Source organism: Kribbella lupini, from assembly GCF_039529595.1.
Taxonomy (GTDB): domain Bacteria; phylum Actinomycetota; class Actinomycetes; order Propionibacteriales; family Kribbellaceae; genus Kribbella; species Kribbella lupini.
In genome coordinates this window covers 768,207-782,418 of sequence record NZ_BAAANC010000002.1, presented here as the reverse complement: position 1 = coordinate 782,418, position 14,212 = coordinate 768,207, and the positions used below count along the sequence as shown (strand labels likewise).

Genomic DNA, 14,212 nt, shown 5'->3' with positions numbered 1-14,212 from the left:
CGGGCCACCGAGTGACTTGCCGGTAACCACCAAGCGATCGCCGGTAGCTGCCAACCGAACACCCGGCGTCACATCGTGGACTGTCGGCCGTGCCGTCTACGCTCACAGCCACTCCGACGAACCGAAGGACTCCCGGTGGCCAGTGAACTCAGCGCTCTCCTACCCGACGGCCTCCCGCCGGGGCGGCTGATCGGCGCCACCGCTGACGCCCCGCTCTACTGGCTCAGCGACGACCCGGTCGACGCCGAGCTCTACCGCCGTCTGGTCGCGGACCACCCGCGGACAGGACTCTGGCCCGTCCTCGCCGAGTTCCTGGAGTACGACGCGAAGCGGCCCTGGGACGACCCGAGCGAGCTGACCCCAGGGCCCGTCACCGCCATCGACGCCCAGAGCCCGGCCGAGGTCCTGCAGTCCTTCTGGTCGGAGCTTCTGCCCGACGACGAGGACCTGGAGGAGTACACCGAGTCCCTGGAGCCGTTCGGCTTGACCTCCCCGGGCCTGGCAGGGCCCGGGGCTTCTGCCGGCTCGCCGGACGAGTTCGCATGCTGGCTCGCCGCCGACGAGCCGCCGGCCCGCCTCCTCCTGGCCAAGGCGAACCGGAGCGCGGACCTCCCCGCCGTCGTCGGCTGGAACGGCCCCCTCAACCACTCCAACGACATCGCCCCGCTCCTGACCACCCTCCGGAGCTGGGAAGACCGCTTCGGCGTACGGGTCGTCAAACTCGGCTTCGACACCCTCGACCTCAGCGTCGCCGCCCCACCCACGTCTGAGGAGCACGCCCTCCACGTGGCCGCCGAACACTGGGCCTTCTGCCCAGACACCATCGAACTGTCCCCTGGAGCCCTCCGCGAATACGCCGCCGACATCCAGAACGCCAACAGTTGGTCCTTCTGGTGGGACTGACAACCGGAAACCACCCCTCGTACGTCGCCGGGCCGGTAGCTCAGGAGGTCGGGTACTTCCAGGCGGACCATCGTGGACTGGCCAACTGGTGCTACGCCGGGCTTGGAGCCGCATTCGAAATCGTCAGCCCGGATTGGTCCTCGGTGGACGATGTGATGACGGCCCTGATGCCGACGGCGCCCCTCAGCCGGTACGCGTTCGTCGACCTGGCCGGCTGGACCCTGATGCTGAACAACGGGCCGAACGGCACCGACGTCGGAGTCATGCCGAGTCTGGCCGCCCGCCAACTCCGGTGCCGCGCGATCCGCGCCGTGTGCGTCCCCGACGAGGGGCCTGGGTACCCCGCGCGGATCCTCGAGGTCTACGGCCCGGACACGGAGTCACCCTTGGCACTGGAACGGTCCGTGGTCGCCGCCGATGACGGCGGACGCTGGATCTTCGAGACCGCCGGCCGCCCGTACGACTTCGAGGATGGCGACAGCCGTCAGCGCCGGCACAAGCGGGATCGCTTCACCTGCGAGATGCTCCACCGCTACCTGCGGGCCCTCGGCGTCCCCGCCACCGCCGTGCCCGACTGGACTACCGCCGTACTGATCGAATTGCTCCCAACGTGAGCCCGACACCGCTGCTCCGTCCTGTCGGTCATTGCGTCTCGGGCTGAGATGTTGAGGTTCGCGGAGGTACCGGCTGAGCACGTCCGGAAGTTTCAGTGTTTGACGTTGACCCCGGTGGCTGAGGACGGTTTCGTCGTCTGTCTTGGATTCAGTGTCCGGGAGCGCCCGCGTCGAGCCGAGCCTGGTAGTTCCCCGGTCGGCGAGGCTGGATTCCGGTTGGTCCTCCGGAGAGTTGAAGGACGTTGACTGTGGATTCGGGTTCTGTGGGTGAGTGGCAGCCGCTGATCTGTCGTGGTGATGGAGCGTGGATCGGCCTCATGCCTGATGGGCAGATCGGGGTCGGCGTGGAGGGAGAAGCACGCGCGTCGCTTCAGGCGGCGGGATATGTGCCGCTGTGGCCGTTCCTGGAGAACGAACTCTCGGAGTGCCTCGAGAACCTGTACGGCGTGTGGGATCGACTCGAGGGTCGGGGATTTGCGGGCCCGGAGACGCTTGTCCAAGAGACAGTGGTAACTGCATGGTCCTCGGGGCGCCCGTACTGGATGCAACTGTCGGCTTCCTGGGTCCCGGCCATGGTGCGGCGGCCGGGCTTCGATCCGAACTTTCTTCGGGAAATCATTGCTGAAATGTCCGGATGGGATGCGCTGCCAGCCGGTTTGGCCGGCGAGTTGCGTAGCGCCTCAAGTGAATTGTCAGCCGGTCCGGAACAGATGTCGGCACGGCAGCAGTCGAGGAGTTGCGAATGACTGGTCCACCGGTTCCGAACGTGGATGGAGTTCCCGGCGCTCTCAAGGTGGCGTTTCCGGAGTATGGGCGTCAGATCGACGCCCTGATGACGCATATGGCGGAGTACGGCGGCGTGATCGACTACAGGTTGATCTCTGAAGTCTTCAGGTGGGAGATCCTGAAGCGCGCAATGGCGACCGGGAATCCCGCCCTGTTGCGCGACGCGTACGCGTTCATCGAACGTCTGCTCGGAAGCCCTGATCAGAGTGTTCGCGACGCAACGGAGATCCGGATCGTCCCGCACATGCTGCAGGATCCAACCTGGAGTGAGCGGACCCGGCAGCTAGCTGGTCCACTCCTTCGTGGGGCGCTCGACCGCGAGGAGGATGCGGGTGACACCTGAGCAGGAGCAGTTGGTGTTTTCCTTGGTGACGGTTCCCGGGGCCGGGATCCGTTGTCGCCCGGCGAGTTCTTGAGGCGTTTCGGGGCCGGTGACGGGCGGGAGTTGGGCTGACGTTGCTGCGCGAGGCTGTTGAGCGTCAGGACGCTGACGAGGTCGAGGCTGCCTTGATCGTGTGCAACGCGTTCGGGTTCGGACCGGAGCACTTCGGGTTGCTTGTCGGGCTCGTCGGTGCGGACTGGCATGTGAAGCACGAGGACGTTGTCACGGTGTTGGGGCGATCGCGAGACCCTGCGGCGGTGGAGGCGTTGTACCGCACGACCTGGTGCTGCCTGCGTACTTGGAGTTCGACGAGAACCGGGCACTGGCCAGAAAGGCGGTTCGTGCGCTGGGTGCGTTGCGTGCGGACGAGGCGCTGCGGCGGGTGGTCGAGACGGAGGATGCGGTGGTACGAGAGTTCGCGGTCAAGGAACTGGCTCGCCGGAAGGCGCAGGACTGAGACCTCGCTCACGGTGCGTGCTGGATGTCACCGGGTTGTGTGTATCAGTAGCGGCACTGGGCGCATACCGTAAGAGGATGAGCCATCAGACCGAGTCCGGGTGGGACTTTCAGCCGGTGTACGGGCCGCTCGACGGGTTCGATCCGGCGGAGAAGCTGGGGGAGCCGGGGCAGTACCCGTTCACGCGGGGGGTCTACCCGACGATGTACACGCAGCGGCCGTGGACGATGCGGCAGTACGCGGGGTTCGGGACGGCGAAGGAGTCGAACCAGCGGTACCACCAGCTGATCGACGCGGGGACGATGGGGTTGTCGGTCGCGTTCGACCTGCCGACGCAGATGGGGTACGACTCCGATGCCGAGCTCGCGCACGGTGAGGTCGGCAAGGTGGGGGTGGCGATCGACTCGATCGACGACATGCGGATCCTGTTCGACAAGATCCCGCTGGACCAGGTGTCGACCTCGATGACGATCAACGCGCCGGGCTCGGTGCTGTTGCTGCTGTACCAACTGGTCGCCGAGGAGCAGGGGGTCAGCGGCGACAAGCTGACCGGGACGATCCAGAACGACGTCCTCAAGGAGTACATCGCCCGCGGCACCTACATCTACCCGCCGAAGGAGTCGCTGCGGCTGATCAGCGACATCTTCGGGTACTGCCAGGCCGAGCTGCCGCGCTGGAACACGATCTCGATCTCCGGCTACCACATGGCCGAGGCGGGGGCGACGCCCGCGCAGGAGATCGCGTTCACGCTGGCCGACGGGATCGAGTACGTCCGGGCCGCGGTCGCCGCGGGGCTCGACGTGGACGCGTTCGCGCCGCGGCTGTCGTTCTTCTTCGTCGCCCGGACCACGCTGCTGGAGGAGGTCGCGAAGTTCCGCGCCGCCCGGCGGATCTGGGCGCAGGTGATGCGCGACGAGTTCGGCGCCAAGAACCCGAAGTCGCTGATGCTCCGCTTCCACACCCAGACGGCCGGCGTGCAGCTGACCGCGCAGCAGCCCGAGGTCAACCTGGTCCGGGTCGCCGTGCAGGGCCTGGCCGCCGTCCTGGGTGGCACGCAGTCGCTGCACACCAACTCGTACGACGAGGCGATCGCGCTGCCGACCGAGAAGGCGGCCCGGCTCGCGCTGCGCACGCAGCAGGTGCTGGCCTACGAGACCGACGTGACCGCGACCGTCGACCCGTTCGCCGGCTCGTACGTCGTCGAGGCGCTGACCGACGAGGTCGAGGCCGCGGCGCGCGAGCTGATGGACCAGGTCGAGGAGTACGGCGGCGCGGTCGCGGCGATCGAGAAGGGTTTCCAGAAGCAGGAGATCGAGCGGTCGGCGTACAAGATCGCGCTGCAGATCGACAGCGGCGAGCGGGTCGTTGTCGGGCTCAACAAGTTCAAGGCCGCCGAGGAGGAGCCGTACGAGCCGCTGCGGGTCGACCCGGCGATCGAGGCCCAGCAGGTCGCGCGCCTCGCGAAGCTGCGCGCCGAACGTGACCAGGCCGCCGTCGACAAGGCCCTGGCCGAGCTGCAGAACGCTGCCCGAGGCAACGACAACTGCCTCTACCCGATGAAGGAAGCCCTGAAGGCCCGCGCGACCGTCGGCGAGGTCTGCAACGCCCTGCGCGAAGTCTGGGGCGTGTACGTGCCCGCCGACGCCTTCTAGTCGAGCAGGGCGGACGACACCAGGATCTTCGTGCCGAGGGTGATGGCGTCCTCGGACGGGTCGAAGCCCGGCGTGTGCAGGTCGGCCGCGCGGTCCTCACCGAGCGGCCGTACGCCGAGCCGCGCCATCGCGCCCGGCACGTGCTCGAGGTACCAGGCGAAGTCCTCGCCGCCGAGGCTCTGGTCGGTCTGGGCGAGCGCGTCGGAGCCCATGGTCTGCTCGACCGCCGTCCGGAACACCTCGATCGCGGCCGGGTCGTTCATCACCGGCGGGACGCCGTGGGTGACCTCGGTGTCCACCTGTACGCCGTACGGCGCGACCAGTTGCTCGGCGAGCCCCGGGATCAGCTCCGCGGCCAGGCGCCAGGCGCTCACGTCGAGGCAGCGCAGCGTGCCCTCGGCCTCGCCGCGCGCCGGGATCGCGTTCGCGGCCGAGCCGGACGTGATCCGGCCCCAGACCATCGACATGCCCGCGCGCGGGTCGACCCGGCGGGACAGGGCGGCGGGAAGCTCGGTGACCAGGGTCGCGAGGGCGTAGACCAGGTCGGCCGTGAGATGCGGGCGGGACGTGTGCCCGCCCGGGCCGGTCAGCCGGACGAGGATCCGGTCGGCCGCGGCGGTCAGCGCGCCGACCCGCAGGCCGACCTGGCCGACCTGCAACCGGGGATCGCAGTGCAGCCCGAAGATTCGCCGTACGCCGTCCAGGCCGCCGGCGGCGATTACGCCCAGCGCGCCGCCGGGCATCACCTCCTCGGCGGGCTGGAAGATCAGCCGCACCCGCCGGTCGAGCAGCCCGTCGCGGGCCATCCCGGCCAGCACCAGTGCCGCGCCGACCAGCGCCGACGTGTGGATGTCGTGGCCGCAGGCGTGCGCGACGCCGTCGATCGTGGACCGCCACGGGTTGGCGACCCCGTCCGGCACCGGCAGCGCGTCGATGTCGGCCCGCAGCGCCACGCAGGAGTCGCCCGACCCGATGTCGCAGATCAGCCCGGTCCCGGTCGGCAGCACCTGCGGCGACAGCCCGGCGTCGACGAGTTGTTGCCTGATCACCTCGGTCGTGCGCACCTCGTGCCACCCGAGCTCCGGGTGCGCGTGCAGGTCACGCCGTACGGCGATCGACTGCTCCCGCACCTCCTCGACGCGAGCCGCGACGTCGGACAGCAGCAGGTGGCGCGAGTTTCCCATCGGCCGATCATCTCATCCGGTACTGGCAGTGATCGGAGGGCCATCGGCGCCGGGCACCGGTCACCGAGTGTGATCGGCGAGACACCATGGCCGGACCAGGGGAGGCGCTGCGTGACCTGAGGCGCGCGGACGGTGACCGATCCGGAGAAGTTGCGGAGTTGTGACGAAAGCGCCGGTCACTTTCCGGTATCGAGGCCGTCTTGACGTTCAAAGAAAGCGGCGGCGGCCCCTATAGTCTGCGGATGCGGCACGCTGGGGAAGGCGTGCCGCGCACCAAGCAAATGGTTGACGAAGGAGACGTCCGGTGAAGAAGTACGTGCGGGGACTGGCGATCGTGGGCGCGGTGACGCTCGCCGTCGCCGCGTGTGGCAGCAAGCCGACCGAGGACTCGGCCGGTGGCAGCGCCAACAAGGACTTCAAGGCCTGCATGGTCTCCGACTCGGGTGGGTTCGACGACAAGTCGTTCAACCAGACGTCGTACGCCGGTCTCCAGGCGGCCGTCAAGGACAAGGGCCTGACCGAGGTCAAGGCCGAGTCGAAGTCGGACAACGACTACCCGACCAACATGACCGCGATGGTCCAGGCCGGCTGCAAGGTCATCGTGGCGGTCGGCTTCAAGCTCGAGGACGCCACCGACAAGGCGGCCACGGCCAACCCCGACATCAAGTTCGCGATCGTCGACTCGGCCCCGGCCAAGCCGATCGCGAACGTCAAGCCGCTCGGCTTCAACACCGCGCAGTCCAGCTTCCAGGCCGGCTACCTCGCCGCGGCGATGTCGAAGTCCGGCAAGGTCGGCACCTTCGGCGGCATCAAGATCCCGCCGGTGACGATCTTCATGGACGGTTTCGCCGAGGGCGTGCGCTACTACAACCAGGCCAAGGGCAAGAACGTCCAGGTGCTCGGCTGGGACGACGCGAAGCAGTCCGGCCTGTTCACCGGTGACTTCGAGGACAAGGCCAAGGGCCAGAACACCGCGCAGAACCTGATCACCCAGGGCGCCGACATCATCTTCCCGGTGGCCGGCCCGTCCGGTCTGGGCGGTCTGCAGGCGGCCAAGGCCAGCAACGGCAAGGTCAACGCCATCTGGGTCGACACCGACGGTTGCGAGAGCGCCGCGGAGTACTGCTCGGTGCTGATCACCAGCGTCAAGAAGGGCATGGACGTCGCCGTTCAGGACGCCGTCGTCTCCGTGGTCGACAACAAGTTCGACAACAGCCAGTTCATCGGCACCCTCGACAACGGCGGTACGTCGCTGGCGCCGTTCCACGAGTTCGACAGCAAGGTCCCGGCCGAGCTGAAGACCGAGCTGGAGACGCTGAAGGCCGACATCATCAGCGGCAAGGTCCCGGTCGCGTCGAAGGCTCAGCCCAAGGCCTCCTGACCCACAGCGCAACCGCGTAGTACGGTGCGAGCCAGGAAGGCGAAGCCCCCACCGGGGCCGCCTTCCTGGCTCGCCGTCTGAAGAGAGGCTGCCCGCATGCATCTCGAGCTGTCCGGCCTGACCAAGAGCTTCGGCTCGCTGGTCGCCAACGACCACATCGACCTGGTCATCGAACCGGGTGAGATCCACTGCCTGCTCGGTGAGAACGGGGCCGGCAAGTCGACCCTGATGAACATGCTCTACGGGCTGCTGCAGCCCGACTCCGGCGAGATCGTGATCGACGGCGAGAAGGTCGCGATCACCTCGCCCAGCGACGCGATCGGGCACGGCATCGGCATGGTGCACCAGCACTTCATGCTGGTCCCGGTCTTCACCGTCGCCGAGAACATCATGCTCGGCCGGGAGAACACCCACGCCGGCGGCGTGCTGGACCGCAAGAAGGCGCACGCGCTGGTCAGCGAGCTGTCCGACCGGTACGGGTTCGAGGTCGACCCCGAGGCGCTGGTCGAGGACATCCCGGTCGGTGTGCAGCAGCGGGTCGAGATCATCAAGGCGCTCACCAACGACGCCCGGGTGCTGATCCTGGACGAGCCGACCGCGGTGCTCACCCCGGCCGAGATCGACGAGCTGATCACGGTGATGCGGCAGCTCAAGGAGAACGGCACCTCGATCGTCTTCATCACCCACAAGCTCAAGGAGGTCAAGGCGATCGCGGACAAGATCACCGTGATCCGCCGGGGCAAGGTGGTCGGCCAGGCCGAGCCGTCGGCGACCGAGGAGGAGCTGGCCGAGCTGATGGTCGGCCGCGCGGTCGACCTGGTGGTGAACAAGGAACCGGCTCAGCCGGGCGCCGCGGTGCTCACGATCGAGGGCCTGACGGTGATCGACGAGCGTGGGTTCACGGCCGTCGACGCGGTCGACCTGGAGGTCCGGGCCGGCGAGATCCTCGCCGTGGCCGGTGTCCAGGGCAACGGTCAGACCGAGCTCGCCGAGGCGCTGCTCGGGCTCACCCCGATCGCGGCCGGCAAGATCTCGCTGGACGGCAACGACCTGACCGGCCGCAGTACGCGGGACCGGCTCGACGCCGGGATCGGGTACGTGCCCGAGGACCGCGGTCACGACGGCTTCGTGGGCAGCTTCACCGTCGCCGAGAACCTGGTGCTCGACCTGTTCCGCGACGAGCCGTTCGGCCGGGGTCTTTCGCTGCGGACCGACGAGATCGAGAAGAACGCGCACGCCCGGATCCAGGAGTTCGACATCCGTACGCAGGGTGCCGACCTGCCGGTGTCGTCGCTGTCCGGCGGCAACCAGCAGAAGGTCGTGCTGGCCCGGGAGCTGTCGCGGCCGCTGAAGCTGCTGGTCGCGTCGCAGCCGACCCGCGGCGTGGACGTCGGCTCGATCGAGTTCCTGCACACCCGGATCGTGCAGGAGCGCGACCAGGGCACCGCGGTGCTGATCGTGTCCACCGAGCTGGACGAGATCGCCGCGCTGGCCGACCGGGTCGCGGTGATGTACCGCGGCAAGGTGGTCGGCGTCGTACCCGCCGACACCCCGCGCGACGAGCTGGGGCTGATGATGGCCGGGGCCAGCAAACGCGAGGCCGAGGCCGAGGCGACCGAGCACCCGACCACGTTGGGAACCATCTAGATGAGCAACGACACGACCACCGAGCCGGCCCAGGAGCCGACTCAGGAGCCGGCGCCCGCGAGCCCGGTCAAGGAGCCGGCCGCGAGCGGGCTGCCGTCCTGGGCGGTGCAGGGGCTGGTCTCGCTGAGCGCGATCGTGCTGGCGCTGGTCGTCGGCGCGATCCTGATCATCGTCGGCGACGACCAGGTGAAAGCGGCCGTCGGGTACTTCGGCGCCGCGCCGCTGGACACGCTGTCGGCCGCGCTGACCGCGGTCGGCGAGGCGTACAAGGCCCTGGCCGTCGGCGCGCTCGGCGGCATGAACCCGATCGCGGAGTCGCTGACCCAGGCGACGCCGCTGATCTGTGGCGGCCTCGCGGTCTCGCTCGCCTTCCGGACCGGGCTGTTCAACATCGGGGCCCAGGGCCAGCTGATCATCGGCGCGATCCTGGCGGCGTACGTCGGGTTCGCGTGGCACCTGCCGCCGGTCCTGCACCTGGTGCTGGCGATCGTGGCCGGTCTGATCGGCGGTGCGATCTGGGGCGGCGTGGTCGGCCTGCTGAAGGCGCGGACCGGTGCGCACGAGGTGATCGTCACGATCATGCTCAACTACGTCGCGATCTACCTGCTGCAGTGGTTGCTGACGACAACGGCCTTCAAGCGGCCCGGTCGTGAGGACCCGATCAGCCCGATCGTCGACGCCAACGCGCAGTACCCGCAGATGGGCGACACCCGGCTGCACGTCGGGTTCCTGCTCGCGCTGCTGGCCGCGGTCTTCGTCTGGTGGTTGCTGAACCGCTCGACGATCGGCTTCGAGCTGCGCGCGGTCGGCGCCAACGCGGACGCCTCCCGGACGGCGGGCATGTCGGTCGGCCGGGCGTACCTGATCGCGATGGTCGTGGCCGGGGCGCTCGCCGGCCTGGCCGGCACGCAGCAGGTGCTCGGTACCGATCTCCCGTTGACCGACGGTGTGGCCGCCTCGATCGGGTTCGACGCGATCACCGTCGCGCTGCTCGGTCGCGGTACGCCGCTGGGCACGGTCCTGGCCGGTCTGCTCTTCGGTGCGCTGAACGCCGGCGGTCTGCAGATGCAGTTGCAGACGCAGACCCCGCTGACCCTGACCACCGTCCTGCAGGCCGTGATCGTGCTGTTCGTCGCGGCCCCGGCGCTGGTGCGCTCGGTCTTCCGGTTCCTGCCCAAGGAACGCGGGATCGGCGCCGTCCTCGCGAAAGGCTGGAACGGATGACCTCCACTGCTCAGGACGTGGTCCGCGAGCCCGCGCCGGCCGCGATCGAGGCTCCGGCCGACCGGACGCGGCGGCTGCGCGTCGGTGGGCTGATGCTGGTGTTCGCGCTGATCGGGCTCGGGCTGGCGATCTTCACCGGAGGCGGCAAGGCGACCTTCCAGCTGGTCTCGGGCGACCTGCAGAACAACCTGCTCGGCGTACCGGCCCAGCCGGTGGCGCTCCTGCTCGGCCTGCTCGGACTGGTTGCCGCGGGCGCCTACGTCGTACGCCGGGTGCCGCAGAGGTACTCGGGCTGGCTGGCCGTCGTCCTGGGGATCTGCTTCATCGGCGCGTTCCTGTGCTGGGCGGCGGCGGGCAAGACGTTCCCGCTGGCGAACCAGTTCCAGGGCACGCTGAACTTCGCGACCCCGCTGATCCTCGGGGCGCTGGCCGGCGTGCTGTGCGAGCGGGCCGGCGTGATCAACATCGCGATCGAGGGGCAGTTCCTGGTCGGCGCGTTCACGGCAGCCGTCGTGTCCAGTACGACGGGCAGCGCGACGGCGGCGCTGATCGCCGCGGCGGTGAGCGGCGTACTGATGGCGTGGCTGCTGGCGGTCTTCTCGATCAAGTACCTGGTGAACCAGGTCGTGCTCGGGGTCGTGCTCGTGGTGTTCGCGTCAGGCATCACCGGGTACCTGTTCGACCAGTTCCTGCAGGAGGACGCGGAGAACCTGAACACGCCGAGCGTGCTGTCGGCGGTGAAGATCCCCGGGCTGGGCGACATCCCGTTCGTCGGGCCGATCCTGTTCAACCAGACGGTTCTGGTCTACCTGACCTACATCGCGGTCGCGGTCGTCACGTTCGTGCTCTTCCAGACCCGCTGGGGTCTGCGGGTCCGCGCGGTCGGCGAGCACCCGAAGGCCGCCGACACGGTCGGCATTCGCGTGAAGCGGGTGCGGTACTCCGCCGTCCTGTGGGCGGGTGTGCTCGCGGGGCTCGGTGGGGCGTTCTTCACCGTCGGGTACGCCGGGTCGTTCTCCAAGGAGATGACCGCGGGCAACGGATTCATCGCGCTGGCCGCACTGATCATGGGCCGCTGGCACCCGATCGGCGCGATGGTCGCGGCACTGTTCTTCGGCTTCGCGACTCAGCTGCAGTCGCAGCTGCAGATCATCCAGACCCCGATCCCGGGCGAGCTGCTGCTGATGGCGCCGTACTTGGCCACGGTCATCGCCGTCGCTGGGTTGGTTGGCCGAGTGAGAGCTCCGAAGGCCGATGGTGAGCCCTACGTCACCGAGTAGCCCGGGGCCTGGCGTCCGAAGAATCGGGATGCGTCCGAAGAACCCGAGGCTATAGCGCACGGTTGTTCGGACGCATGCGAGTTCTTCGGACGCTGTGGAAGGGCGGGTTGGGTGATGGGGGATGCTGGTCAGGTGGATGTCGACTGGATTGCCCTGCGTGCTGCTGCTGTGACTGCGATGCGGCAGGCGTACGCGCCGTACTCCGGGTACGCCGTGGGCGCGGCCGCCCTGGTGGACGACGGCCGGGTGGTTGCCGGGTGCAACGTGGAGAACGCGTCGTACGGGCTGACCCTGTGCGCCGAGTGCGGACTGGTCTCCGCGCTGCACGCGACCGGTGGGGGACGCCTGGTGGCGTTCACCTGTGTGGATCACAACGAGGAACTGCTGACGCCGTGCGGACGATGCCGGCAGCTGCTGCACGAGCACGGCGGACCGAACCTGCTGCTGGAGTCCAAGACCGGCAGCCGCCCGCTGCGCGAGTTGCTGCCCGAAGCGTTCGGGCCCGAGAACCTGGAGGACCAGTGAACTTCGACGCGGTCGACGTCATTCGGACCAAGCGCGATCGAGGTGAGCTGAGCGACGGGCAGATCGACTGGGTGATCGACGCCTACACCCGCGGCGCGGTCGCCGACGAACAGATGTCGTCGCTGGCGATGGCGATCCTGCTGAACGGGATGACCCGGCGCGAGATCGCCCGCTGGACCGCGGCGATGATCGCGTCCGGCGAGCGGATGGACTTCGCGAAACTGTCCCGGCCGACCGCGGACAAGCACTCGACCGGTGGGGTCGGCGACAAGATCACGTTGCCGCTGGCACCGTTGGTCGCGGCCTGCGGCGTCGCCGTACCGCAGCTGTCCGGACGGGGACTCGGGCACACCGGCGGGACGCTCGACAAGCTGGAGTCGATCCCCGGCTGGCGCGCCGCGCTGTCGAACGCGGAGATGATGAACCAGCTCGAGGACGTCGGCGCGGTGATCTGCGCGGCCGGCGACGGGCTCGCGCCGGCCGACAAGAAGCTGTACGCGCTGCGCGACGTGACGGGAACGGTCGAGGCGATCCCGCTGATCGCGAGCTCGATCATGAGCAAGAAGATCGCCGAGGGCACCGGCGCGCTGGTGCTGGACGTGAAGGTCGGCACCGGGGCGTTCATGAAGGACCTCGCCGACGCGCGGGAGCTGGCCGAGACGATGGTTGCCCTGGGCACTGATGCCGGCGTCCGGACGGTCGCGCTGCTGACCGACATGTCGACACCGCTCGGCCTGACCGCGGGCAACGCGCTCGAGGTACGGGAGTCGGTGGAGGTGCTCGCGGGTGGTGGTCCGGCGGACGTCGTCGAGCTGACCGTCGCGCTGGCGGCGGAGATGCTCGCGGCGGCCGGGGTGACCGATGTGGATCCGGCGGAGAAGCTGCGGGACGGTTCGGCGATGGACGTGTGGCGGCGGATGATCGCCGCCCAGGACGGCGACCCGGACGCGGAGCTGCCCGTCGCGCCGGAGCAGCACGTGGTCAAGGCGGAGTCGTCGGGCGTGCTCAGCCGGCTGGACGCGTTGGCCGTCGGCGTCGCCGCGTGGCGACTGGGTGCCGGGCGTGCGCGCAAGGAGGACCCGGTCTCGCCGGTCGCCGGCGTCGAGCTCCACGCCAAGCCGGGCGACGAGGTCACCGCCGGTCAGCCGCTGCTCACCCTGCACGCCGACGACGCCGCCCGCTTCGAGCGTGCCCTGGAGTCACTGGCCGACGCGGTCGACATCGGTACGCCGTACGAGGCGCAGGACCTGATCATCGACCGCATCACTGGATAGATCTGTCGGTGGGGCCCGGCAGTCTGGCTGTATGACGAACTCCGAGCATCACCTCACCGCGGCGGCGCCCTTCGACTTCGGGATGTCGTTGCGGTTCGTCGGTGGTTTCTCGCCGACTGCTGGGGAGCAGCGGATTGGTGACGGGCGGCTGGTGAAGGCGCTTCGGGTGGGTGGGGAGACCGTGCTCGCCGAGGTCTCGGCGAGTGGGACGGCGGTCCAAGTAAGGCTGAGCGGGGCGCAGGGACAGGCGGCGGTTGCTGCGGCGTTGGACCGGATCCGGTTCTTCCTCAGTCTGGACGACGAGCTGGAGGAGTTCTACGCGCTGGCGGACGACGAGTTCCGGCCGGTGGTGGAGCGGCTGTACGGGTACCACCAGGTGAAGTTCAGCTCGCCGTGGGAGAACGTTGCCTGGGCCATCTTGTCGCAGCGGACGCCGAGAGCCGTTGCGGTGAAGGCGAAAGCGGCGCTGATCGAGGCCACCGGCAACTTGTTCGAGGCCGACGGCATCCTTCACCCGGCGTTCCCGGACGCCGAGCAGGTCGTGGCCCTCGACAACCTCGCCGAGGTGATCGGCAACGTGCGCAAGGCCGGCTACCTGCAGGGCGCGGCGCGCCGCTGGCTGGACCTGTCCGAGACGGAGCTGCGCCAGGCGCCGTACGAGGAAGCCAAGGAGCAACTGCTGTCGCTGCCAGGGATCGGGCCGTGGTCGGCGATGTTCGTGATGATCCGCGGCCTGGGCCGGACGGACGAAATGCCGACGGAGAAGGAGTTCCTGCGCGCCGCTGCCCGCGTCTACGGCCGGGCTCTCGACGAGAAGGCGCTCGTGCAACTGTCCGACCGCTACGGCCCCTGGCGTGGCTACTGGGCGCACTATCTGCGCGCGGACAGCTGACGCTGCTGGAT

General features: G+C 68.9%; 14 protein-coding genes. 13 read left to right on the top strand and 1 reads right to left on the bottom strand.

The features are described 5' to 3' along the window. The first annotated feature begins 135 nt into the window (after nucleotides 1-135). The 6 genes from ABD235_RS16955 (at nucleotide 136) to ABD235_RS16930 (ending at nucleotide 4,794) form a co-directional block, all read left to right on the top strand. Complete coding sequence (locus tag ABD235_RS16955) at nucleotides 136-903, top strand: DUF4253 domain-containing protein (protein ID WP_344175111.1); 768 nt, start codon at nucleotides 136-138, stop codon at nucleotides 901-903. A gap of 155 nt (nucleotides 904-1,058) precedes the next feature. Further along, nucleotides 1,059-1,517 (top strand): hypothetical protein, encoded by a 459-nt coding sequence (locus tag ABD235_RS16950; RefSeq protein ID WP_344175110.1) that lies wholly within the window; start codon nucleotides 1,059-1,061, stop codon nucleotides 1,515-1,517. A gap of 263 nt (nucleotides 1,518-1,780) precedes the next feature. Next, on the top strand, nucleotides 1,781-2,263 hold the full coding sequence (locus ABD235_RS16945) for a hypothetical protein (RefSeq protein ID WP_344175109.1): 483 nt from the start codon (nucleotides 1,781-1,783) through the stop codon (nucleotides 2,261-2,263). Beyond that, a complete protein-coding gene (locus ABD235_RS16940) occupies nucleotides 2,260-2,646 on the top strand; it encodes a DUF7674 family protein (RefSeq protein WP_344175107.1) in 387 nt (128 codons plus the stop codon). Before ABD235_RS16945 ends, ABD235_RS16940 begins: the two co-directional genes overlap by 4 nt. A gap of 337 nt (nucleotides 2,647-2,983) precedes the next feature. Next, nucleotides 2,984-3,142, top strand: coding sequence for a hypothetical protein (locus ABD235_RS16935; RefSeq protein WP_344175106.1), 159 nt, complete (start codon nucleotides 2,984-2,986; stop codon nucleotides 3,140-3,142). A 77-nt stretch (nucleotides 3,143-3,219) separates the two neighbouring features. Then, on the top strand, nucleotides 3,220-4,794 hold the full coding sequence (locus ABD235_RS16930) for an acyl-CoA mutase large subunit family protein (protein WP_344175105.1): 1,575 nt from the start codon (nucleotides 3,220-3,222) through the stop codon (nucleotides 4,792-4,794). Here the strand turns inward: ABD235_RS16930 and ABD235_RS16925 are convergent. After that, nucleotides 4,791-5,978 carry an amidohydrolase gene (locus ABD235_RS16925; protein ID WP_344175104.1) on the bottom strand — a complete coding sequence of 396 codons (1,188 nt, stop codon included), beginning with the start codon at nucleotides 5,976-5,978 and terminating at the stop codon, nucleotides 4,791-4,793. The two genes, ABD235_RS16930 and ABD235_RS16925, sit on opposite strands and share 4 nt — an antisense overlap. 304 nt (nucleotides 5,979-6,282) lie before the next feature. Here ABD235_RS16925 and ABD235_RS16920 point away from each other — a divergent pair, with 304 nt between their 5' ends. The 7 genes from ABD235_RS16920 to ABD235_RS16890 all read left to right on the top strand — a co-directional run bounded on the left by ABD235_RS16920 (nucleotide 6,283) and on the right by ABD235_RS16890 (nucleotide 14,201). After that, entirely contained in the window at nucleotides 6,283-7,359 is a 1,077-nt protein-coding gene (locus ABD235_RS16920) for a BMP family lipoprotein (protein ID WP_344175103.1), read from the top strand. A gap of 96 nt (nucleotides 7,360-7,455) precedes the next feature. Next, nucleotides 7,456-9,006 carry an ABC transporter ATP-binding protein gene (locus tag ABD235_RS16915; protein WP_344175102.1) on the top strand — a complete coding sequence of 517 codons (1,551 nt, stop codon included), beginning with the start codon at nucleotides 7,456-7,458 and terminating at the stop codon, nucleotides 9,004-9,006. Continuing rightward, nucleotides 9,007-10,230 (top strand): ABC transporter permease, encoded by a 1,224-nt coding sequence (locus ABD235_RS16910; RefSeq protein ID WP_344175101.1) that lies wholly within the window; start codon nucleotides 9,007-9,009, stop codon nucleotides 10,228-10,230. It abuts the gene before it with no gap. Beyond that, nucleotides 10,227-11,510 carry an ABC transporter permease gene (locus ABD235_RS16905; protein ID WP_344175100.1) on the top strand — a complete coding sequence of 428 codons (1,284 nt, stop codon included), beginning with the start codon at nucleotides 10,227-10,229 and terminating at the stop codon, nucleotides 11,508-11,510. Before ABD235_RS16910 ends, ABD235_RS16905 begins: the two co-directional genes overlap by 4 nt. Before the next feature lie 132 nt (nucleotides 11,511-11,642). Next, nucleotides 11,643-12,035, top strand: coding sequence for a cytidine deaminase (locus ABD235_RS16900; protein ID WP_344175099.1), 393 nt, complete (start codon nucleotides 11,643-11,645; stop codon nucleotides 12,033-12,035). Further along, nucleotides 12,032-13,309 (top strand): thymidine phosphorylase, encoded by a 1,278-nt coding sequence (locus ABD235_RS16895; protein WP_344175098.1) that lies wholly within the window; start codon nucleotides 12,032-12,034, stop codon nucleotides 13,307-13,309. The genes ABD235_RS16900 and ABD235_RS16895 overlap by 4 nt, the downstream gene beginning before the upstream one ends. Nucleotides 13,310-13,340: 31 nt before the next feature. Further along, nucleotides 13,341-14,201 (top strand): DNA-3-methyladenine glycosylase family protein, encoded by an 861-nt coding sequence (locus ABD235_RS16890; protein ID WP_344175097.1) that lies wholly within the window; start codon nucleotides 13,341-13,343, stop codon nucleotides 14,199-14,201. The last annotated feature ends 11 nt before the right edge of the window (nucleotides 14,202-14,212 follow it).